Origin of the sequence: Pseudomonas sp. NFACC10-1, assembly GCF_900119195.1 — a bacterium.
Taxonomy (GTDB): Bacteria; Pseudomonadota; Gammaproteobacteria; order Pseudomonadales; family Pseudomonadaceae; genus Aquipseudomonas; species Aquipseudomonas cerasi.
In genome coordinates, this window is record NZ_FPJB01000007.1 from 1 (window position 1) to 21,347 (window position 21,347).

At 60.6% G+C, this 21,347-nt stretch carries 17 protein-coding genes; 12 read left to right on the plus strand and 5 right to left on the minus strand.

Annotation, left to right across the window (positions count from 1 at the left end; translation table 11 throughout):
* Positions 1-1,498 (plus strand): RHS repeat-associated core domain-containing protein (locus BT119_RS19080; protein WP_139271368.1); only part of this gene is annotated, 1,498 nt, incomplete at its 5' end.
* Between the two features lie 85 nt (positions 1,499-1,583).
* Here the strand turns inward: BT119_RS19080 and BT119_RS19085 are convergent.
* Positions 1,584-3,107, minus strand: a complete 1,524-nt coding sequence (locus tag BT119_RS19085) for a fumarate hydratase (RefSeq protein WP_003363897.1) — start codon at positions 3,105-3,107, stop codon at positions 1,584-1,586.
* Positions 3,108-3,286: 179 nt separating this feature from the next.
* On the opposite strand from BT119_RS19085, the gene BT119_RS19090 reads away from it, so the two are divergent.
* Entirely contained in the window at positions 3,287-4,225 is a 939-nt protein-coding gene (locus BT119_RS19090; RefSeq protein ID WP_072366679.1) for an iron-sulfur-binding ferredoxin reductase, read from the plus strand.
* Between the two features lie 147 nt (positions 4,226-4,372).
* Here BT119_RS19090 and pyk read toward each other — a convergent pair whose 3' ends face one another.
* Positions 4,373-5,824, minus strand: coding sequence for a pyruvate kinase (pyk, locus tag BT119_RS19095; protein WP_003363893.1), 1,452 nt, complete (start codon positions 5,822-5,824; stop codon positions 4,373-4,375).
* Positions 5,825-6,000: 176 nt separating this feature from the next.
* On the opposite strand from pyk, the gene BT119_RS19100 reads away from it, so the two are divergent.
* The gene (locus BT119_RS19100) at positions 6,001-6,396 is read left to right on the plus strand and encodes a tetratricopeptide repeat protein (protein WP_003363891.1); all 396 of its coding nucleotides are present in this window, start codon (positions 6,001-6,003) and stop codon (positions 6,394-6,396) included.
* 203 nt (positions 6,397-6,599) lie between these two features.
* Positions 6,600-6,959, plus strand: coding sequence for a PilZ domain-containing protein (locus tag BT119_RS19105; protein ID WP_003363889.1), 360 nt, complete (start codon positions 6,600-6,602; stop codon positions 6,957-6,959).
* A 28-nt stretch (positions 6,960-6,987) separates the two neighbouring features.
* Here the strand turns inward: BT119_RS19105 and BT119_RS19110 are convergent, their stop codons facing one another.
* From BT119_RS19110 to BT119_RS19120, 3 genes are all read right to left on the minus strand, one after another.
* The gene (locus BT119_RS19110; protein WP_003363888.1) at positions 6,988-8,331 is read right to left on the minus strand and encodes a DUF58 domain-containing protein; all 1,344 of its coding nucleotides are present in this window, start codon (positions 8,329-8,331) and stop codon (positions 6,988-6,990) included.
* The gene (locus tag BT119_RS19115) at positions 8,328-9,386 is read right to left on the minus strand and encodes an AAA family ATPase (RefSeq protein WP_003363887.1); all 1,059 of its coding nucleotides are present in this window, start codon (positions 9,384-9,386) and stop codon (positions 8,328-8,330) included. The genes BT119_RS19110 and BT119_RS19115 overlap by 4 nt, the downstream gene beginning before the upstream one ends.
* Positions 9,387-9,571: 185 nt before the next feature.
* Positions 9,572-10,465, minus strand: coding sequence for a LysR family transcriptional regulator (locus BT119_RS19120; protein ID WP_072366681.1), 894 nt, complete (start codon positions 10,463-10,465; stop codon positions 9,572-9,574).
* Positions 10,466-10,748: 283 nt separating this feature from the next.
* Between BT119_RS19120 and speB the strand changes: the two genes are divergently transcribed.
* From speB to BT119_RS19160, 8 genes are all read left to right on the plus strand, one after another.
* Entirely contained in the window at positions 10,749-11,708 is a 960-nt protein-coding gene (speB, locus tag BT119_RS19125) for an agmatinase (protein ID WP_044308907.1), read from the plus strand.
* A gap of 369 nt (positions 11,709-12,077) precedes the next feature.
* Positions 12,078-13,580 (plus strand): purine-cytosine permease family protein, encoded by a 1,503-nt coding sequence (locus tag BT119_RS19130; protein WP_003431399.1) that lies wholly within the window; start codon positions 12,078-12,080, stop codon positions 13,578-13,580.
* A gap of 42 nt (positions 13,581-13,622) precedes the next feature.
* Positions 13,623-14,483 (plus strand): sugar phosphate isomerase/epimerase family protein, encoded by an 861-nt coding sequence (locus tag BT119_RS19135; protein WP_072366683.1) that lies wholly within the window; start codon positions 13,623-13,625, stop codon positions 14,481-14,483.
* Complete coding sequence (locus BT119_RS19140) at positions 14,480-15,514, plus strand: isopenicillin N synthase family dioxygenase (RefSeq protein WP_072366685.1); 1,035 nt, start codon at positions 14,480-14,482, stop codon at positions 15,512-15,514. Before BT119_RS19135 ends, BT119_RS19140 begins: the two co-directional genes overlap by 4 nt.
* 35 nt (positions 15,515-15,549) lie before the next feature.
* Complete coding sequence (locus BT119_RS19145; RefSeq protein WP_003363874.1) at positions 15,550-16,344, plus strand: transporter substrate-binding domain-containing protein; 795 nt, start codon at positions 15,550-15,552, stop codon at positions 16,342-16,344.
* A 176-nt stretch (positions 16,345-16,520) separates the two neighbouring features.
* Positions 16,521-18,038 carry an amino acid ABC transporter permease/ATP-binding protein gene (locus tag BT119_RS19150; protein WP_072366687.1) on the plus strand — a complete coding sequence of 506 codons (1,518 nt, stop codon included), beginning with the start codon at positions 16,521-16,523 and terminating at the stop codon, positions 18,036-18,038.
* Entirely contained in the window at positions 18,035-19,636 is a 1,602-nt protein-coding gene (locus tag BT119_RS19155; RefSeq protein WP_072366689.1) for a 5-guanidino-2-oxopentanoate decarboxylase, read from the plus strand. The genes BT119_RS19150 and BT119_RS19155 overlap by 4 nt, the downstream gene beginning before the upstream one ends.
* Before the next feature lie 131 nt (positions 19,637-19,767).
* Positions 19,768-21,195 carry an aldehyde dehydrogenase family protein gene (locus BT119_RS19160; RefSeq protein ID WP_072366691.1) on the plus strand — a complete coding sequence of 476 codons (1,428 nt, stop codon included), beginning with the start codon at positions 19,768-19,770 and terminating at the stop codon, positions 21,193-21,195.
* Positions 21,196-21,347: the final 152 nt, after the last annotated feature.

A 21,347-nucleotide genomic window follows, 5' to 3' on the forward strand; every position in this document is an offset into this window, starting at 1 on the left:
CAATCTGCTGCAACTGGCGCGCGGTCAGGTCATGGGCTGGGATGCGCGTAATCAGTTGCAGTACATCACCACCGTGCAACGTGAAGACGAGCCGAACGATGAAGAGCGTTATATCTACGATGGCCAGGGTCAGCGTTGTCGCAAGATCAGTACTGCGCAGGCATCAGGTCGCACGCTGATCAACGAAGTGCGCTACCTGCCGGGACTGGAAATCCGGACCACGGCGGATGGAGAAATCCTTCACGTCGTTATCGCTCAGGCGGGTCGCAACAGCGTGCGGGTATTGCACTGGGAAGCTGGAAAACCAGGCGCCATTGCGAACGATCAGATGCGTTACAGCCTGGGCGATCATTTGGGCTCAAGCACGCTGGAGCTGGATCAGGGAGGCGGCCTGATCAGCCAGGAAAGCTATTACCCCTTTGGCGGCACGGCCTGGTGGGCGGCGCGTAGTGCAGTGGAAGCCAAGTACAAAACAGTTCGGTACTCGGGTAAAGAGCGCGATGCCAGCGGGCTTTATTATTACGGGTTCAGGTATTACGCGCCGTGGTTGCAGCGCTGGATCAGTCCGGACCCGGCAGGGGATGTGGATGGGTTGAATCTGTACCGCTTTGTTGGCAATGCGCCGGTACTAATGGTCGACAGCGCCGGCTTGATTGGTGAGCGAAGCAACTCTGCGAAGCAGGCCGCCAAATCGAGCAAGCTGCACTTTGATACGTATCTTCAACCCAGAATAATGGCGCGGAGGGAAACGGATAAGGAAAGCGCCATCGAGTCATTGAAAAAGCGCACGGGGGCGACGTCTTCAGGAAGTGTAGGAGAACTCCTGGAGGCGGTGAGCGGGGTTCTTGAGACAGCCCCAATGACCTTCAATATCAAGCCAGAAAAACTGGCAACGTTGAAAGGTAAGGGCATGGTTAATACATGGCATACGTTAAAGAAAGAAAATACCTATACGTCGTTGAGGGACAGGTTTGAAAATCAGATGTTTGAGTATGAGAAATCATCGTCTGCGCTCACCCGTAAAGCAGCATTGGCAGGAAAGCAAAAAAACAAGGGAGACCACCGTCCTTTTTATGGAGCCCTTCAGATCGCCAGGGACAGCACAACAGTGGGGGGCGCTCCTACCTATGGCCGTGCGGCTTTTCATTTGTCTGATCAAGCAAGGTCCTACATGACGTTCACCGGAGCGGACAGCCTTTCTACAGGTGCCAGCCTGGACAGCCTTGCTTCATCCCGGAATGTATTCCCGTTGATACGCGACATGCGGCCAGATACATGGGAAGCGCTCAACCAACATATAAACGGTCAAGATAATGCCGTGCGTATTTCTGTGTCTTCCAGTTATATAGAGTGGCAGTCGCATGCGCCTGTAGCATGGAAGGAGATGGAGTTTTTGGATTTCGAGAGGCGCCAGGATTTTGAAAAAGCACTCGATAACTCATCAGCGGTGGCTTTTTTTGAAAGGTATTCGGTCAAGGCGCGCTTGCACTCATCTTAACCATGTCTTCTTCGCTGTAGGAAAGCATAAGCCGTGGTAACGAACTCGGAATACAGTCCGAATTCGCTACCTGACCGAATGGCGCTTACTGCACTTCCACTGCCAGACTGTCGCTGATCTTCTTCTGCCAGATCTGCGGGCCGGTGATGTGAACGGATTCACCGTTGCTGTCCACCGCAACGGTAACCGGCATGTCCTTGACCTCGAACTCGTAGATCGCCTCCATGCCCAGTTCGGCGAACGCCACGACTCGGGATTTCTTGATCGCCTGAGCCACCAGATATGCAGCACCACCAACGGCCATCAGGTACACGGCCTTGTGGTCACGGATCGCTTCGATGGCGGTCGGGCCGCGTTCGGATTTGCCGATCATGCCCAGCAGGCCGGTCTGGTCGAGGATCTGACGGGTGAACTTGTCCATCCGGGTGGCCGTGGTCGGGCCTGCCGGGCCAACGACTTCTTCGCGTACCGGATCAACCGGGCCGACGTAGTAGATGAAGCGACCCTTGAGGTCCACCGGCAGCGTTTCGCCCCTGTTGAGCATTTCGACCATGCGCTTGTGCGCGGCGTCGCGGCCGGTGAGCATCTTGCCATTGAGCAATACGGTTTCGCCCGGTTTCCAGCTCTGCACTTCTTCCGGGGTCAGGGTATCGAGGTCGACGCGGCGGGCCGATGGGCCGGCTTCCCAGACGATTTCCGGGTAGGCGTCCAGCGATGGAGCCTCCAGCGAAGCAGGGCCGCTGCCATCGAGTACGAAGTGCGCGTGGCGGGTGGCGGCGCAGTTGGGGATCATGCACACCGGCAGCGACGCAGCATGGGTCGGGTAATCCATGATCTTGACGTCGAGCACGGTGGTCAGACCGCCCAGGCCCTGAGCGCCAATGCCCAGCTGGTTAACCTTCTCGAACAGCTCCAGACGCATCTCTTCGATACGATTCTGCGGACCGCGAGCCTTCAGCTCATGAATGTCGATGGACTCCATCAACACTTCCTTGGCCATGACCGCAGCCTTTTCTGCGGTGCCGCCGATACCGATACCGAGCATGCCCGGCGGGCACCAGCCAGCGCCCATGGTCGGGACGGTTTTCAGAACCCAGTCGACGATCGAGTCGGAAGGGTTGAGCATCGCCATCTTCGATTTGTTTTCCGAGCCGCCACCTTTCGCCGCGACGTCCACTTCCACGGTGTTGCCCGGGACGATGGAGTAATGAATGACGGCCGGGGTGTTGTCCTTGGTGTTTTTGCGAGCGCCTGCCGGATCGGCAAGGATCGAGGCACGCAGCACGTTCTCAGGCAGGTTGTAAGCGCGACGCACGCCTTCGTTGATCATGTCGTCCAGGCCCATGGTGGCGCCGTCCCAGCGAACATCCATCCCCACGCGCACAAAAACCGTGACGATGCCGGTGTCCTGGCAGATCGGGCGGTGACCGGTCGCGCACATGCGCGAGTTGATCAGGATCTGGGCGATGGAGTCACGAGCGGCAGGCGACTCTTCACGCAGATACGCCTCGTGCATGGCCTGGATGAAGTCTACGGGGTGGTAATAGGAAATGAACTGCAGTGCGTCTGCAACGCTCTGAATCAGGTCGTCTTGCTTGATCACGGTCATGCGGCGCGCTCCTCTGTAAGGACGGGAACATTCAATTACGCTATCGGCGGCAGTCTGGAACTGCGGCTTGAACCAGAGCTGTCAGGTTGGCCGTAGCGGGCGCAAAAAGGCGCGGCAGTATAACCCGCCCGACAGGCCAGTCTGTACAATCGCCGTTATTTTCTGCACAGGCCGTTTTGATGCCTCAATTGCATGTGGGTGAGCTTAGCTGGTCGGTGGCGTCGGCCAGCAATCTGCTCGACGCCCTGAACCATGCCGGTATTCCGGTCCCTTATAGTTGCCGTGCCGGCAGTTGCCACGCGTGTCTGGTGCGCGTCGTAAAGGGCGAGCCTGAAGACGCGTTGCCCGACGCGCTGCCTGCTGAAAAGCGCCAGCAGGGTTGGCGGCTCGCCTGTCAGTGCCGAGTGGCAGGAGATCTGGCTGTCGAGGTGTTTGACCCGCAGCGCGATGGCCTTCCTGCCACAGTAGCAGGCTGCGACTGGCTCTCTGCGTCGGTGCTGCGCCTGCGTCTGGAGCCTGCGCGACCACTGCGCTATAGCGCCGGGCAGCATCAGGTGTTGTGGACTGATAGCGGTGTTGCGCGACCATACTCGCTGGCGAGCCTTCCCGGTGAGGATGCGTTTCTGGAGTTTCATATCGACTGCCTGCAGCCCGGGGCCTTCCGTGACGTTGCCCGCCAGTTGCAGATGGGTGACGCCCTGAGGCTCGGCGAGTTGCGTGGCGGGGCGCTGCGTTACGACCCGGACTGGCAGGAAAAACCCTTATTGCTGCTGGCCGCCGGCACCGGGCTTGGCCCTTTATGGGGTGTGTTGCGCGAGGCGCTGCGCCAGGACCATCAGGGCGCCATACGTGTGATTCATCTGGCCCGCGACAGCCAGGAGCATTATCTGGCCGATGAACTTCACGCCCTGACTGAACGTTATCCCCAGCTGCATGCTCAGCTGGTTACTCCGCAGACGCTACAAACAACCCTGGCTGAACTGCGCCTGTTGTCGCGGCACGCAATGGCGCTGGTGTGCGGCAGTGCTGACAGCGTCGAGATGTTTGCCAAACGGCTGTATCTGGCCGGGCTGCCGCGTAATCAGTTGCTGGCGGATGTGTTTGTGGCGCGCGAATAAATAAAAGGCACGTTGGTTAAAGCTCTCGTTCCATCTGCTCCCACGCCCTACGGGCAGAAGCCTGAAAGCCCAACTTCCCGGGCTGACACAATGCAAAAAGGCCCCGGCTCTTGCGAGACGGGGCCTTTGGCTTGCAGTGTGCTGCGATCAGACCAACGGGTCGCCGACGTGCAGAATCTTCATGCCGTTGGTGCCGCCGATGGTGTGGTAGCTGTCGCCCTTGGTGAGGATGACCCAGTCACCTTGCTCGACCAGACCACGCTTGAGCAGTTCATCGACTGCGGCCTGGCTGACCTGACCTGGCGGCAGGGCTGCCGGGTCGAATGGCACGGTGTAGACACCACGGAACATCGCTGCACGCGCCTGAGTGCCACGGTGCGGGGAGAACGCGTAGATCGGCACCGAAGAGCGGATGCGCGACATGATCAGCGGGGTATAGCCGCTTTCGGTCAGTGCGATGATCGCCTTTACACCCGGGAAGTGGTTGGCGGTGTACATGGCCGCCAGCGCGATGCTTTCATCACAACGGGTGAAGGAGTGACCGATACGGTGGCTGGAAGTCTTGCCGGTCGGGTGCTTTTCAGCGCCGATGCAGATACGGGCCATGGCCTGAACCGCTTCGATCGGATAGGAGCCTGCAGCACTTTCGGCCGACAGCATCACGGCGTCGGTGTAGTCGAGCACGGCGTTGGCCACGTCGGACACTTCGGCACGCGTCGGCATCGGGCTTGAGATCATCGACTCCATCATCTGCGTGGCGACGATCACCGCCTTGTTGTGGCGACGAGCGTGCAGGATGATGCGTTTCTGTACGCCGACCAGTTCGGCATCACCGATTTCAACGCCCAGGTCTCCACGAGCGACCATGACCGCATCACTGGCGCGGATCAGCTCATCGAGCACTTCGTCGTTGGCAACGGCTTCGGCACGTTCGATCTTGGCCACCAGCCAGGCCGTACCACCGGATTCGTCGCGCAGCTGGCGAGCGTATTCCATGTCGGCGGCATCGCGCGGGAAGGAAACGGCCAGGTAATCCAGGTCCATCTCGGCAGCGAGCTTGATGTCCTGCTTGTCTTTTTCGGTCAGTGCCGGCGCCGTCAGGCCACCGCCACGACGGTTGATGCCCTTGTGATCGGACAGCGGGCCACCGATCAGCACGGTGCAGTGCAGTTCGTCGGCGGTCTGGGTGTCGACGCGCATGACCACGCGACCATCGTCGAGCAGCAACTCGTCGCCTACGCCGCAATCCTTGACCAGATCCGGGTAGTCGATACCCACGATCTGCTGATTGCCACTGGTCAGCGGATGAGCGGTAGAGAAGGTGAACTTGTCACCGACCTTCAGCTCTATTCGCTTGTCGGTGAACTTTGCAATACGGATCTTCGGACCCTGCAGGTCGCCCAGCAGAGCGACGAAGCGCCCGTGTCTGGCGGCGATTTCGCGGATCAGCCTGGCGCGAGCCTTGTGCTCGTCCGGAGTACCGTGAGAGAAGTTCAGACGAGCAACGTCGAGACCCGAAAGGATCAGTTGTTCGATGACTTCCGGCGAATTGCTGGCAGGGCCAAGTGTGGCGACGATTTTGGTGCGGCGAACGGTCATGCACAAACTCCTTAATTGAAGCGCAGCGAGAGGCTACTCCTGTCTGGGTCTTTAGTCATTGTTCCTTTGCACTACCGTGTCAGGGTCAGGGAGGGCAATCGGCTGACAACCGGCGCTCTATTGGCCTGAAGAAACAGGCCGTGACGCCGATACAGGGCAGAGAACAGGAGAGTCCCATGCGTATTGTAACGATTGTTGTATTACTGACTGCGCTCAGCGGTTGCACCCGCTGGGCGATGAATTCCAACCTTGATCACGCCTACCGTGCCTATCAGGAAGGTGATTGTGATCGGGTGATGCTCGATCTCTCCAAGGTCGAACGCCAGAGCCGCTCACGCCGTTATGTCCAGCCGGAAGTGTCGATGTTGCGCGGCCAGTGCCTGGAACGGCAGAAATTGTACGTCGATGCAGCGCAGACTTATCAATTTCTGATGGCCCAGTATCCAGAGAGCGAATACGCCTTCCGTGCACGCGCCAGACTCGACACGCTGGCACAAACGGGTCTTTATCCCAAGGCTCAGCCGGCCAGAACCATACCTGTACCTGTTCGAAACGCTCCTGTATCGAAATAATTACCCTCGTTTGAATGGAAGGCGTTGTGTTCGGGTGGCTTTCGAATAATTCTGAGCTAGGCTGAGGTCACACATTGGACGAGCTGCAGGGCACCGGGTCGAGGCTGTTTCTTGGATCGCTTCTGTAGTGCAGCGCAGTTGAAGTCCGCAACGAATACACGGTGTTGCCTGGGCGCAACACCCGACTCGGAAGGCAGCCTGCCATGTATAAAGAGCGGAAAATCGAACGCCATCAACTGCAGGATTATCTGCAGGTTTTCAATCGCCATACTGGCAAGCTGATGGGCTGTCTGGGGAATGTGTCCGGTGAGGGGCTGATGCTTATCAGCAGCCTGCCGATCCTGGTGGGCGCCAGGTTCGATCTGTGTCTGAAATTGCCGAATGGCAATGTCGGACAGCCCATCGACGTGAGCGCCACGTGCCTCTGGTGTCATGAAGATGAGACACCTGGCAGTTATGACTCCGGTTTTGAATTGTGCCAGGTCTCGACAGAGTATCTGGAGTTCGTGCAGCTGTTGCGACAGTACTTCTGTTTTTACCCTTCCTATGAAGCCTCTGCCTGAGGCTGCTGCCTGACGGGCAGGACGTCGTTCATAACGCCCCTGCCTTTTTCCAGCTCATGTAACGGTTGACCAGCTGTGGCCCCAGTTCTCCTGGTCGCGCATCCATGATCACGATGCCTTGCGCACTCAAACGGTCGTGCAGCGAAGTACGGGCGTTGAGAAAGTCGATTGTCCCGCAATAACTCAGCGCTTCATCGTACGTGTGTACCGGTGACTGACGCAGGCCGTCGAGCACTTCTTCGCGCAGACTGGCGATCAGTACCCGATGCTGTTTGCCAAGCTGTCTTGCGGCGGCCAGCAGCTCCTCATCGTCTTCATCGCGCAAGTTGGTCATCAACACCACCAGTGAGCGTCTCTTATGACGAACCATCAGCTGGCGCACAGCGGCGCTGTAGTCAGCGGGGCGCCGGGTGGTCTGCAGGTCATAGACCGAGTTGAGCACGCGATTCAACTGCCCGGGCCCCTTCACCGGAGCTAGATAACGATCCTGCTCGCCGGCAAAGGTCGCAATGCCGACAGAATCACCCTGACGCAGCGCGACATAACTCAATAGCAGGCAGGCGTTGAGCGCATGATCGAAGTGAGACAGTTCGCCGTCCTGACTGCGCATTCGGCGTCCGCAATCCAGCATGAAAACGATCTGCTGATCCCGCTCGTCCTGATACTCCCGTGCAATGGGCGCTCGCTGGCGGGCGGTAGCTTTCCAGTCGATCTGGCGCAGGCTGTCGCCCTCGCGAAACTCACGCAACTGGTTGAACTCCATGCCCAGCCCGCGACGTTGCAGCTGGCGCACACCCAGTTGGCTCAGCCAGTTATCCACCGCCACCAATTGCCCGCCGCAGAAGCGGGCGAAATCCGGATAGACCCGCGTGGTGCCGGGCACTGCCAGGTAGCGTCGTACTGTCCACAGGCGCAAAGGCCCCGGCAGGCTGATTTCGCACCGTTCAAACGTGAAATGACCCCGGCTTGAGGGGCGCAGGCGATAGCCGATGCTGCCTTTTCCGCGTGCGCCCAGGGTGAGGGACTGAGGCAGGTTTTCGTGTTCCAGCCCGTGCGGCATATGATCGAATAGCCGCACGGTAACGGGTCGGCCACCGTCGTGTTGCACGTCGAGTCGGGCTTCGTTCCAGCGGTCCAGCGCCAGACTGCCCGCCAGCTCGCGCTGCACGCGTGGCGAGGGGCTTCTGAGCAGCCAGATTGCATCCAGCAGGCTCACGGCAACGAGGGCCAGCAATGCTCCCCAGTAAAGGTCATCGATTTTTGCCGGATACTCGATGCTCAGCGCACGAAGCGTGCCGAGCAGCAAGGCCACGCCCATCAGTCCGCCGAGCCAGCGCAGCAGCGTTATCGACGGCTTGAGGACCTGTGTCACAGGCGCGGGGCCGAGACCTGATCGAGGATCTGCCTGAGCACCTGATCCACCGACAGCCCTTCGATGTCCAGCTCCGGCGACAGCCTGACCCGGTGTCGCAGCACCGCCAGTGCACAGCCCTTGATATCGTCCGGGGTCACGAACTCGCCGCCACGCAATACGGCTCGGGCCCGCCCGCCACGCACCAGCGCAATCGAAGCGCGGGGGCCAGCGCCCTGACTCAGACCCAGCCAGGTGCGCGTGCTGCGTGCCAGCCGCACGGCGTAGTCCAGCACCTGCTCATCAATCGGCAGCTCGCTGGCAATGCGTTGCAACGCCTGAACCTCGCGGGCCTGCATGATGACCCTGAGCGGTCGCACGTCCAGCATGTCAGCCCGGGACGAGCGGGTGACCTGACGCACCATGTTCAGCTCTTCCTGCGCTTCGGGATAATCCATGCGCAGTTTGAGCATGAAACGATCCAGTTCAGCTTCAGGCAGTGGATACGTGCCTTCCTGTTCGATGGGGTTCTGGGTCGCCAGCACCATGAACGGCTGCGGGATCGGCAGGGCGCGCCCTTCAAGGGTGACTTGCCGCTCCTGCATCGCTTCGAGCAATGCGGCCTGGGTCTTGGCCGGTGCCCTGTTGATTTCGTCGGCCAGCAGCAGGTTGGTGAACAGCGGCCCCTTGCGCAGCTTGAACTGCTCGGTCTGCATGTCGTACACCGCATGACCAGTGACATCGCTGGGCATCAGGTCCGGCGTAAACTGGATGCGGGCGAATTCGCAGCCGATACAACTGGCCAGCGCCCGAACCAGCAGCGTCTTGCCAAGCCCCGGAACACCTTCCAGCAGTACATGTCCGCCGCCGATCAGCGCGGTCAACACGTCGTCGATAACCGCATTTTGTCCGATCACGGCCTTTTGCAGCTCGTTGCGCAACGCCTGGGCCAGCTGGCTGGCGCGTTGACGCTGTTGCAACTGGGTGCTTGCCGCAACGGTCGGGCTGACAGGCTCGATGGAGGGCTCGATAAATGGCTCGGTGCTTACCGATGGGTCGGGCGTTTGCTCGCTCATGCGTTCCGGCGTCCTGTTGACGGTTGCCTGTGTTTATCGTCGGTAAATCAGGCGCTAAGCTGATTTGGCTTTTTTCAAGTTTCTCAGTGTGCTGAAAAGAGGGGGGAGCGGTCTACCACTCCGTGTGAAATCGCGCTTGTACCCGGATTATCTCCGAGCGCGACGATTGCCTCCGCTGCGCATCGTCATCCCGCCTCGAACCAGCCTTTGAGCCGATCACGAAAGCTCTGTATCAACGGTTCCCTCGATCTGCCCCTGCGCAATGCCAGAGAAAACGGTGCCTGATAGCCGAACGTCGTCGGCAGCAACACCTTCAAGCGTTTCTGATCCGCCCAGAATTGCGCGTAATGCTCGGGCAGGTAGCCGATATACGCCCCCGACAGCACCAGAATCAGCTGGGCCTCCATCGACTCCACCGTAGCGGCGCTATGTTTGAACCCATGCCGCGCCAGTTCTGCCTGGCTCCAGTAGCCGCGTCCGACCATACGCTGCTGGGTGATCACTTCTGCCGGAATGCGGCGCTGGTCGAACAGTTCATGGCGATCGCTGCAATACAGCCAGTGTTGTTCGCGATAGAGAGCCTGATACATCAGGCCGCTCATACGAACCGAGAAGGCACCGATGGCCAGGTCCAGGCGATTTTCCTGTACGCCCAGTTGCAACTGCGCCGGGCTGAGAACACTCAGGTGCAAGTGCACGGCAGGGTGCTCCTTGCTGTAGGCGCCGATAACGTCCGCGAGCGGCAGGGCCGGGTCGCTGACAGTGGAGTCGAGAACGCCGAGGTTGAGGGTGCCGCGCAGTTCACCCTTGAGGGCAGCGCTGTAGCGTTCGAAGCCCTCCAGTTCAGCGAGCAGCCGCAGGGTTTCCTGGTGGAACAATTCGCCTTTGCTGGTCAGACTGAATCCACCGCGGCCCCGATGGCAGAGAACCAGACCAAGCTGGCTTTCGAGTTGGCTCATGTAGGTGCTGATTGCAGACGTGGAGAGGTTGAGCTCCTGCTGCGCGGCGGCGAAGCCCTGATGGCGCACAACGCTGGCGAAGATGCGCAGCAATTTGATGTCAGGCAGGACAGAGGACATTGGCGTCTCCGATGGCAGGCGCAGCGTGGCTCGGGTATTTCCGGTTCAGGCCGGCTGGCGTGTACCGCTATGTTCAGGCAGTGGGTATGTAACGTTCTTGCCGTGGGCTGAGCCCCTTCACGCAGGTGCAAAGCCGGCGGGAGTGTGGAGAGGATCAGGGGCAGAGTGTATCCATGGATAGTTTAGAAATCTCTGAACTGATTTTTTGTCTGCAGCGATTCTTCCGGCTGCCAGGCGTCACCAGAATGGCCTCACATTAATGACAACACGGTGAGGCACTCCTGTGGACACGACTTTCCACCAGCCCCTGAGCGGCAACGAGATGCCTCGTTTTGGCGGTATCGCCACCATGCTGCGTTTGCCGCATGTGCAGAGCGCTGAAGAGCTCGACCGGCTGAACGCCGCGTTTGTCGGCATTCCGCTGGACATCGGCACCTCGCTGCGTTCCGGCACTCGTTTCGGGCCACGGCAGATCCGCGCCGAGTCGGTGATGATTCGTCCTTACAACATGGCCACGGGGGCCGCGCCGTTCGATTCGCTGAACGTGGCAGACATCGGTGACGTGCCGATCAATACCTTCAACCTGCTGGACGCAGTACGCATTATCGAGCAGGAGTATGACCGGATTCTGGGCCACGACATCGTGCCGCTGACGCTGGGCGGCGATCACACGCTGACGCTGCCGATCCTGCGCGCCATCCACAAGAAGCATGGCAAGGTCGGGCTGGTGCATATTGATGCGCATGCCGACGTCAACGATCACATGTTCGGCGAAAAGATCGCCCATGGCACCACATTCCGCCGTGCGCAGGAAGAGGGCCTGCTGGACAGCAACCGTGTTGTGCAGATCGGTCTGCGTGCGCAGGGTTATACCGCTGAGGATTTCAACTGGAGCCGTAAACAGGGCTTCCGCGTCGTGCAGGCCGAAGAGTGCTGGCACAAGTCATTGACACCGCTGATGGCAGAAGTGCGCGAGAAAGTCGGCGGCGGTCCTGTGTATCTGTCGTTCGACATTGACGGTATCGACCCGGCCTGGGCGCCAGGCACCGGGACACCGGAGGTCGGCGGGCTGACCACGATTCAGGCGCTGGAAATCATTCGCGGTTGTCACGGGCTGGACTTGATTGGTTGCGATCTGGTCGAGGTGTCGCCGCCGTACGACACCACCGGCAACACCTCGCTGCTGGGTGCCAATCTGCTCTACGAGATGCTCTGTGTGCTGCCTGGTGTGATACGCCGGTGATTCGCGAAGCCGGGTTGATCCGTACGGCTGAGGAACGTCGTTGCAGGCGTGCGAGACGATTGTGTTCGGCTACGGCAGCGGGCAATGGCTGGCCTGGCACGCACGCTTGTCGGTGGTGACATCGGTTTAAGGACGGTTTGTTCGCAACAATAACAATGAGCACGACACACGTTTCATTCGCGGGAGCGAATGTGGTTCGCGAACCGGTGGGCAAGACTCACGCACCGGTGTAGTCGCGTGCTGACGTTGGAAGTGTGCCGGAAGTCGATTGAATGGAAAAACCCTCCGTCCGTGGTTAACGGGCGGCTATAAAGGGTCAGCGTGCCTGCGCTGGCCTTACAACAACCGTGACAGGCGCTGGAGCAACACATGAGCCATTCGACGCGTATCGAAACCTTTGGTGTGGAACAGATACCCGACACCCAACGCGATGCTTCCCCTATCGATCTGTTTCGTCTGATCTTCGGCGGTGCCAATACCTTTGCCACGGCGGTGCTGGGCAGTTTTCCGGTGTTATTCGGGCTGTCGTTCCAGGCCGGCGTCTGGGCGATCGTTCTGGGCGTGACAATGGGCGCGTTGATCCTCGCGCCGATGGGCCTGTTCGGTGCGATCAATGGCACCAACAACGCGGTATCTTCCGGCGCGCATTTCGGTGTGCACGGGCGCATCATCGGTTCGTTTCTGTCACTGCTGACCGCAGTGGCCTTCTTTTCCCTTTCGGTCTGGAGCTCTGGCGATGCGCTGGTCGGCGGCGCTCAGCGGCTGGTCGGCCTGCCGGAAAACAATACCAGCCTGGGGCTGGCCTACGGGCTGTTCGCAGTGCTGGTGCTGATCGTATGCATCTTCGGCTTTCGCTTCATGCTGTGGATCAACAAGGTCGCGGTCTGGGCATCCAGCCTGCTGTTTCTGTCGGGCATCCTGGCCTTTGCAGGGCCGTTCGATCCGGGCTATGCCGGCAGCGTCAATCTGCTGCAACCGGGCTTCTGGGCGGCCTTCACCGGGTCGGCCTTGCTGGCGATGAGCAACCCTGTTTCGTTCGGCGCCTTTCTCGGCGACTGGTCGCGCTACATCCCGCGCGACACCTCCAGATCGCACATCATGCTGGCAGTGCTCGCGGCTCAAGCCTGCACGCTGATCCCTTTTCTGTTTGGCCTGTGCACCGCGACGCTGGTCGCGACTCAGGCGCCGCAGTACATCGAGTCCAACAACTATGTCGGTGGCTTACTGGCGATTTCACCCGGCTGGTTCTTTTTACCGGTGTGCCTGATTGCGGTGATCGGAGGGCTGTCTACCGGCACCACGGCGTTGTATGGCACCGGACTGGACATGTCGAGCATGTTCCCGCGTCTACTCAACCGAGCCGCAGCCACGCTGTTGATCGGTGTGGCGGCGATTGCCTTTATTTTCATAGGTCGCTTCACCTTTAATCTGGTGCAGAGCGTGTCGACCTTCGCAGTGCTGATCATTACCTGCACCAGCCCATGGATGGTGGTGATGATCCTCGGCCTGATCAGTCGTCGCGGTTTTTACCACGCCGATGACTTGCAGGTGTTCACCCGTGGCCAGCGTGGCGGGCGTTACTGGTTTCACCACGGCTGGAACTGGCGCGGGCTGGGCGCGTGGATTCCGAGTGCGGCGGTGGGCCTGTGCTTTGTCAATCTGCCTGGCCAGTTTGTCGGGCCGCTGGGCGAGCTGGCCGCAGGCATCGACATCAGTCTGCCGATCACTCTGGGCCTGGCGGCGCTGCTGTACCTGACCTTGCTGCGCTCGTTTCCGGAGCCAGTGTCAGTGTATGGCCCCAAGGGGGCGCACCCGATGCTGGGGCGCAAGGCCATCAGCAGCGCCACCCCGTCAGCCACCGCCCATTCGTGATCCGCGCTGTGCCACTGCGGGCACAGGCGGCGAGGTTTGCCCATGAAACTGGAACTCTTTCGCACACTGTGGGGCTATCACGGCACTTGGCAGCAGGCGCTGCTTGAGGCGCGTGAAGCGGGCTTCGAGGGCTTCGAGGCGCGCATCCCCGAGCAGGCAGCCGAGCGTGCAGCGTTCGCGGCGTTCCTGCGGGATAACTGTGTGCCGTACATCGCCACTCTATTCACCTCCAGCCAAGTGCTGCCGGTGCAGGCGGCGACGCCTGCCGAGCATCTGGTGGATTTCGCCGGCAAGCTGCAACAGGCTGCCGAACTGGCGCCGCGGTTTGTCAATGTGCTGGCCGGCAACGACCGCTGGCCGCTGGCTCAGCAAGTGGATTTCTTTGGCGAAGCGCTGGAAATCGCCCGGCGCAGCGGCCTGACCTGCAGCTTCGAGACGCACCGCGCGCGCTCACTGTTCAACCCATGGCTGACCCTGCAATTGATCGAGCAGGTGCCGGATCTGCGTTTCACCAGTGATATCAGCCATTGGGTGGTGACCTGCGAGCGCTTGCTCGATGACCCGGCCGACGATCTCAGCGCTTTCGTCGAGCGTGTGCACCACATTCAGGCCCGGGTCGGTTATGACCAAGGGCCGCAAGTGCCGCACCCGGGCGCGCCGGAATACGCCGCCGCGCTGGCATTCCATCAGCAGCACTGGGAAGCGATCTGGCGCTCGCAGCGCGCCCGTGGCTTTGCCGGCACGACGCTGACGCCGGAGTTCGGGCCTGATGGCTACCTGCATCATTTACCGTTCACCAATGTGCCAGTAGCCGATCTGTGGGGCCTTAACGCCTGGATGGGCCGTACCGAGCGTGAACACTTTTCTGCGCTTTTCAACCGTCCGGGGAGCCTGCTGCCATGAGTCAACCTTCTGCTTTCACCCACGTTCCGCTGGTCGATATCCACGGCCTGTTCAGCGAACGTCTGGACGATCGCCAGGCAGTGGCCAAGGCTCTCGGCGAAGCGGCCCGGCGTGTGGGCTTTGTGTATATCACCGGTCACGGTATCGCGCCTGAACTGATCGAGAATCTGCACCGCGCTGCCGAGCAGTATTTCGCCCAGCCGCTGGACGCCAAGATGCGACATTACATCGGCGCTTCGCAGAGCCACAAAGGCTTCGTTCCCGAGGGCGAGGAAGTGTACGGGACTGGCAAGCCGGACCATAAAGAGGCGTTCGACATCGGCTTTGAAGTGCCCGCCGACAACCCATTGGTACTCGCCGGCACACCGCTGCTGGGGCCAAACGACTGGCCGGCCTTGCCGGGCTTTCGGGCGGCGGTGCAGGCCTACTATCAGGCGGTATTCGCCCTGGGGCATCAGTTGTTCCGCGGTTTTGCTCTGGCGCTTGACCTGGACGAGCATGCCTTCGATGACATGGCCCGCTTTCCACCTTCCAAGCTGCGCCTGATCCACTACCCGTTCGATGGCGATGCCCAGGACGCGCCAGGCATTGGCGCGCACACCGACTATGAGTGTTTCACCATTCTTCAGGCCGATCAGCCGGGTCTGGAGGTCATGAACGAGGGGGGTGAGTGGATCGATGCGCCGCCGGTGGAAGGGGCCTTTGTGGTCAATATCGGCGACATGCTGGAGGTAATGACCGCGGGTGCATTTGTCGCCACCGCGCACCGCGTGCGCAAGATCCAGCGAGAGCGTTATTCGTTCCCGCTTTTCTATGCCTGCGACTACCACACCCTGATCAAACCCCTGCCGCAGTTCGCGGACGGCGAGCAGAACTACGCGCCTGTCGCCATTGGCGAGCACATGTGGGCTCAGGCTTTGCAGACCTACCAATACCTTCGCCAGCGTGTTGCCGATGGGCAGCTTGCCCTGCCTCAGCACGCCAGAAAGCCTTCAAGCTTCGGGCACCTGAAAAACCAGAGCGTGACTTAGTGATCTGCCTTTTCCCTCAATCTGGAATGACGACTATGCCAAACACCACGTTTTCGCGCTTCGCCACATGTCTGTTGGGCCTGGCCCTGTTTGCCGGCAGCGTTCAGGCTGCGCCCACCGCCACACCCGGTACGCTGAAAGTCGGCATGGAGATTTCCTATCCACCGTTTGAGTCCTACGAGGGTGACAAGGTGGTGGGTTTTGACCCCGAGGTGGCGAACGAGCTGGCCAGGCAACTGGGCGGTATGAAGGTCGAGTTCGTCGACACACGCTTTCCGAATCTGATCCTGGGCCTTAACGCCAACCGCTTCGACACCATCATTTCCGGCATGTACATCACTGATGAGCGGACCCGGCAGGCCGAGGCGATTCCATATGCGCAGGTGGGCGCAGCCATCATGGTACGCAGCGACAGCACCGCGAAACCCCAGCAGCCTGAAGACTTGTGCGGCCTGAAGGTCGGTTTGCAGCAAGGCACCAACTGGATCAATCAGCTCAAGGCCGTGTCAGCCGATTACTGCGTCCGGCAGAACAAGGGCGAAATCGCGATCAGTGAGTTTCCGACCACGGCAGAGGCGTCGCAGGCACTGATCTCCGGCAATATTCAGGCACATCTGGAGATCTCGGCGGCGGCGAAAATGATCGTCGACAAGGCCCGTGGCCGCATCGTGATCAGTTCTGAAAAGTCCCTCTACCCGCAGACGCTGGGCATCTATGTGAAGAAGGGCAACGGCGAACTGATTGAAAAACTGCGCGATGTGGTCGAGCGCTACAAGCAGAGCGATGCGTACCGTGAGCTGCTGAGCAAGTACAACCTGGAACCGGCGTAAGTCACGGCTGCCCGCACACTTCACAGCAAGCGGCTTTTTGTCACGCGCGCGCATCGCGCAGCCGGCAAAGAGCTGCTTGCGCGAATGCGGTGCCTGCTTAACGGCCAGAGACGCTCCTGCGGCGACAGCGGTTCGCCGCTCGGCCTTCGCCATCCATCTGCTGCACCGAGGTCATCATGGCATTCGAATGGGCCTATTTTTTCTCGCTGTTCTCCGTACAGGCTTTCTGGAAAGCCTGCCTGACGGTGGTTCAGCTCAGCGTCCTGTCCTGGTCGGCAGGTCTGGCACTGGGTTTCCTGCTGGCCAGCGCCAGGCTGTCGACGCATGCGTGGTTGCGCGTGCCGGCCAGTCTGTACATCTGGCTGTTTCGTAGCATCCCGTTGCTGGTGCTGCTGGTGTTCGTTTACAACCTGCCGCAACTGTTTCCGGCCTCAAGCAGTGTCTTGTCGCAGCCGTTTTATTCCGGGCTGATCGCCTTGGTACTGACCGAAACGGCGTACATGGCCGAGATTCACAGAGGCGGGCTGCTGTCAGTGCTCAAGGGCCAGCGTGAAGCCGCCAGAGCGCTGGGCATTCGCGGTCTGGGCGCGCAGCGTCTGGTGGTCATTCCGCAGGCGATTCGTATATCGCTGCCAACGTTGACCAACGAATACGTGACCATCGTCAAACTGACGTCGCTGGTGTCGGTGATCTCGCTCAACGAGTTGCTGCTGGTTGGCCAGCGCCTTTACGCACAAAACTTTCTGGTGCTGGAAACCCTGGCGGCAGTAGCGATGTACTACGTGCTGATCGTCACGCTGTTTGGCTGGCTGTTGCAATGGGCCGAGCGTCATCTGGACTTGTCGCGCAAAAACGCACAGACCCTGGAGGATGCGCAGACCGATGCCCTGCGCCAACCCGCAGGGTCTGGCAAGCCACGTTGCGTGCCGGTTCCGGGACAACCCGATGCCCTGCTGCTGCGCGGTATCCACAAGCGCTATGGCAACCACGAAGTACTCAAGGGCATCGACCTGCTGGTCAGGCCCGGTGAAGTCATTTCGATCATTGGTCCGTCCGGCTCCGGCAAGACTTCGTTGATCCGCACGATCAACAATCTGGAAAGCATCGATCAGGGCGAGATTGTCCTGTTCGGCAATGACTTCATTCGCGCAGGAGAACGCGCCGACTCTCCGGTGATCCGGCAGGGCATCCGGCGCATCGGTATGGTGTTCCAGAACTTCAACCTGTTCCCGCACCGTACCATTCTTGACAACGTCATTCTCGCGCCGCGTTATCACGGCCTGGCCAGCACCGCTCAATTGCGTCGCAAGGGCCATGCGCTGCTGGATCGTGTCGGGTTGCTGGCGCATGCCGACAAATACCCGCATCAATTGTCGGGCGGCCAGCAGCAGCGTGTGGCGATTGCCCGTGCGCTGGCGATGGAGCCGGACATCATGCTCTTCGACGAACCGACTTCGGCGCTGGACCCGGAGTTGGTCGGCGACGTGCTCAACGTCATTCGGGATCTGGCTGCCGAGGGCATGACCATGCTGATCGTCACTCATGAGATGGATTTCGCGTTGTCGATTTCCGATCGCATCGTGTTCATGGAGAACGGCCATGTGGTCACTGATGCCTCGCCCGCGACCATCCGCCAGGACGGCGATCCGCGCGTGCGACGCTTTATCGGCCTGGAACAGGAGCGCGCAGCATGACCACCTGTGGAGAGTTTCTGGTCAGACAACTGAGCGCCTGGGGCGTCGACACGGTATTCGGCATCCCCGGCGTGCATACGGTTGAGCTATATCGCGGCTTGCCGGGCAGTGGCATTCGACATATCACGCCGCGCCACGAACAAGGCGCGGGCTTCATGGCCGACGGTTATGCACGGGTCAGCGGCAAGCCCGGGGTGTGCTTTATCATTACTGGCCCGGGCATGACCAATATCCTTACGGCAATGGGCCAGGCGTATGCGGACTCGATCCCGATGCTGGTGATTTCCAGCGTCAACGAACGTCATCGGCTGGGGCTGGGCAATGGCTATCTGCACGAGTTGCCGAACCAGCGCGCGATGGTCGCCGGGGTCAGTGCCTTCAGCCACACGCTGATGAGCGTCGAGGAACTGCCTGCGGTTCTGGCACGGGCCTTTGCCGTCTTCGACAGCCAGCGTCCACGGCCTGTACACATCGAGCTGCCGCTGGACATTATCGTCGCCAGCGCCGCGCACATGACACTGCAGCCGCGCCAGATCATCGATCGACCCGCGCCGGACCCTACAGCCATTGCCCGGGCCGCTGCACGGTTGCGCTCGGCCCGGCGTCCGCTGTTGCTGCTCGGCGGTGGCTGTGTCGCAGCGATGGAGCAAGTGCGCGAGCTGGCGGCCCGGCTGGATGCACCGACGGCCCTGACCATCAACGCCAAAGGCCTGCTGCCGGCCGGGCACCCGTTGCTGCTGGGCAGCAACCAGTCGCTGATGCCGGTTCGGCAATTGGCGCTGGACGCCGATGTGGTGCTGGCGATTGGCACCGAGCTGGGCGAGACCGATTACGATGTGGTGTTCGACGGCAATTTCAGGATTGGCGGCGAGTTGATTCGCATCGATATCGATACCGGGCAGTTGACCCGCAACCATCCTCCGAGTCTGGCGATCCTCAGCGATGCCACTGCGGCAATAAGTGCCTTGCTTGCCGAGTTGCCAGTGCGTGCGGCCAATAAAGCCAGCCCGGGTGCTCAACGAACCGCGGCGGCGCAGGAGCAACTGGCCGAAGGCTTCAGCGCCTGGGCGCATTACCGAAAACTGTTCGAGTGCGTGCTTGAAGTGCTGCCCGAGGCGCGTTTTGTCGGCGATTCGACGCAGACGGTGTACAGCGGCAATCACCTGGTCGAGCTGGACAGCCCACGTCGCTGGTTCAATGCCTCTACCGGTTACGGCACCCTGGGCTACGGCTTGCCTGCGGCCATCGGGGCCAGACTGGCTGAGCCCTCGCGCGCGGTGATCAGCCTGATGGGCGACGGCGGCATTCAGTTCACCCTGCCGGAACTTGCCAGCGCCGTGGAGGCGCGGGTCGGCATTATTGTGTTGTTGTGGAATAACCAGGGCTACGGCGAGATCAAGCGCTACATGGAGCGCCGCGACATCACGCCGCTGGGCGTGGACATCCATACGCCGGACTTTCTGACCATCGCCCGAGGGTTCGGCTGTGTGGCTGAACGTGCTCGGGATTACCAGCACCTGCAGGCGCTGCTGCGTGAGGCGCCGGATGACCGGCCGCTGATTATCGAAATCGAAGAGGCGCCGCCGTTTGCGCCTTGAGCCGCCGCGCGTCGTCACCGCCGCCGCTGCGAGCCAATCCGCTTCAGCCGCAAATCGGTGGCGTTTGCCTGGCGGATAAAGCCTGCCCGGTGTAATTGCGCCCTGCATGGAATTCTTGATGGAGCTCTGCCATGAACACCCCGCATTACATCAACGGTCGCTGGCTGGAAGGCCAGGGTGCTGACGTTTTGATCGTCCACGAGCCCGCTCTGGGCCAGCCCTTCGCCGAAGTGATCAGCGCCAGCAGCGCGCAGGTCGATCAGGCTGTCGCCGCTGCCCGCGCCGCGCTTCCCGTCTGGAAAAATACGCCTGCTGCCGAACGTGCCTCATTGCTGCGCGGCTTTGCTGATCACCTCGTGCAGCGCCGCGAAGCCTTGATTGCGCTGCTGATGCGCAATAACGGCAAGCCTCGTCATGAAGCCGAAGTCGATCTGGATGACGCCGTGGCAACGTTCAGTTACTTCGCCCACCTGATCGAGGCTCAGCCAACCCATCGCGAGGTTGAACTGGCCGCCTCCGGCTTTACTTCGCGTACCCGCCTGGAGCCGGTGGGCGTAGTGGGTCTGATCGTGCCGTGGAATTTTCCGCTGGTCACCAGTGCCTGGAAACTCGCTCCGGCGTTGGCTGCCGGTTGCACTGTGGTGCTCAAGCCCTCGGAGGTCACGCCCCTGATCGAGCAGGTTTACGGCGAAATTGCCGACGCGCTCGGCTTGCCCGCCGGAGTGCTGAATATCGTCAGCGGCAGGGCTGATACCGGCGCAGCGTTGAGCAACCATCCCGGTCTGGACAAGCTGTCGTTCACCGGCAGCAACGGTGTGGGCCGCCAGGTCATGCACAGCGCAGCGGCGTATTGTCGGCCGGTGACGCTGGAGCTGGGCGGTAAATCCGCGATTATCGTATTTGACGACTGCGACCCGGATCAGGCGGTGGAATGGATCGTCGCTGGCATCTGCTGGAACGCCGGGCAAATGTGCTCGGCCACCTCGCGGCTGTTGGTTCAAGAGGGCATCGCCGAGGCATTGATTCCTCGTTTGCAGAAGGCATTCGAAGCGCTGCGGGTCGGTAATCCGCTGACTGAAGACGTCGACATGGGACCACTGAGCAGTGAGGCGCAGTGGCACAAGGTCCGTGAGTATTTCACTGTTGCCCAGGAGGAGGGTATGCAGTGTCTGACCGGTGGAACAGCACTGGCACGTGATGGTTGGTTCGTCAGCCCGACGTTGTACCGCGACGTGCCTGTCAGCAGTCGCCTGTGGAGTGAAGAAATCTTTGGTCCGGTACTGTGCCTCCGCTGTTTCAGCACTGAACAGGAAGCTGTCGACCTGGCCAATGACAGCTGCTTTGGGCTGGTGGCGACGGTTGCCAGCGCTGATATCGAGCGCGCCGAACGGGTGGCCGATGCGCTGGAAGTAGGGCATGTGTGGATCAACTCGATCCAGGCGGTATTTGTCGAAACGTCGTGGGGCGGCAACAAGGGCAGCGGTATCGGGCGTGAGCTCGGGCCTTGGGGACTGGCGGCCTATCAGGCGGTGAAGCATGTGACCCGGTGCCTGGGGTAGGTCTCTTTCTGCCTGGAAAGAGCCTCCCTTTATTCGTTATACGCTGCTGGACGTGATTTATCGGACAGGGCTCACTGGAATGATCCCTATTCGGCCTGGCATTCACACACCGGGTGATTGATGTACAGAAAAACGGCCCTCTCCGGGTGCCG

Coding starts and splice junctions, on each gene's coding strand:
- BT119_RS19085 (WP_003363897.1), bottom strand. CDS start 3,107: ATGACCGTGATCAAGCAAGACGACCTGATTCAGAGCGTTGCAGACGCA.
- BT119_RS19090 (WP_072366679.1), top strand. CDS start 3,287: ATGCCTCAATTGCATGTGGGTGAGCTTAGCTGGTCGGTGGCGTCGGCC.
- pyk (WP_003363893.1), bottom strand. CDS start 5,824: ATGACCGTTCGCCGCACCAAAATCGTCGCCACACTTGGCCCTGCCAGC.
- BT119_RS19100 (WP_003363891.1), top strand. CDS start 6,001: ATGCGTATTGTAACGATTGTTGTATTACTGACTGCGCTCAGCGGTTGC.
- BT119_RS19105 (WP_003363889.1), top strand. CDS start 6,600: ATGTATAAAGAGCGGAAAATCGAACGCCATCAACTGCAGGATTATCTG.
- BT119_RS19115 (WP_003363887.1), bottom strand. CDS start 9,386: ATGAGCGAGCAAACGCCCGACCCATCGGTAAGCACCGAGCCATTTATC.
- BT119_RS19120 (WP_072366681.1), bottom strand. CDS start 10,465: ATGTCCTCTGTCCTGCCTGACATCAAATTGCTGCGCATCTTCGCCAGC.
- BT119_RS19130 (WP_003431399.1), top strand. CDS start 12,078: ATGAGCCATTCGACGCGTATCGAAACCTTTGGTGTGGAACAGATACCC.
- BT119_RS19135 (WP_072366683.1), top strand. CDS start 13,623: ATGAAACTGGAACTCTTTCGCACACTGTGGGGCTATCACGGCACTTGG.
- BT119_RS19140 (WP_072366685.1), top strand. CDS start 14,480: ATGAGTCAACCTTCTGCTTTCACCCACGTTCCGCTGGTCGATATCCAC.
- BT119_RS19145 (WP_003363874.1), top strand. CDS start 15,550: ATGCCAAACACCACGTTTTCGCGCTTCGCCACATGTCTGTTGGGCCTG.
- BT119_RS19150 (WP_072366687.1), top strand. CDS start 16,521: ATGGCATTCGAATGGGCCTATTTTTTCTCGCTGTTCTCCGTACAGGCT.
- BT119_RS19155 (WP_072366689.1), top strand. CDS start 18,035: ATGACCACCTGTGGAGAGTTTCTGGTCAGACAACTGAGCGCCTGGGGC.
- BT119_RS19160 (WP_072366691.1), top strand. CDS start 19,768: ATGAACACCCCGCATTACATCAACGGTCGCTGGCTGGAAGGCCAGGGT.